This window comes from Vogesella urethralis (assembly GCF_007644045.2).
GTDB lineage: Bacteria > Pseudomonadota > Gammaproteobacteria > Burkholderiales > Chromobacteriaceae > Vogesella > Vogesella urethralis.
On sequence record NZ_VMDW02000062.1, the window covers coordinates 1 to 227 of the forward strand.

The 227-nt window shown below is 63.0% G+C and carries 1 protein-coding gene; it reads right to left on the minus strand.

Features of this window, described 5'->3' with window-relative positions; translation table 11 throughout:
- Positions 1 to 227, minus strand: a 227-nt coding sequence (locus FLQ03_RS05155) for an ATP-binding cassette domain-containing protein (protein ID WP_144374177.1), incomplete at both ends; no start/stop codon positions are given.

Consider the following 227-nt stretch of genomic DNA (forward strand, 5'->3'; position numbering starts at 1 on the left):
GCCTGGCCGAGCAGATCCACGCTGCCGCGCCATTCGCGCTGCAATCCGGCCAGCACGCGCAAAATCGTCGATTTGCCGCAGCCCGAGGCGCCGATCAGGCTGAAGGTTTCCCCGGCGTCGACACGGAAACTGGCGGCGGAGACCGCCGTCTTCGCGCCGAATGTAACCTGTAAATCCTGAAGATTAACGACCGCCCTGGGCTGTCTCCGTAAAGTCCTGGGTTCTGT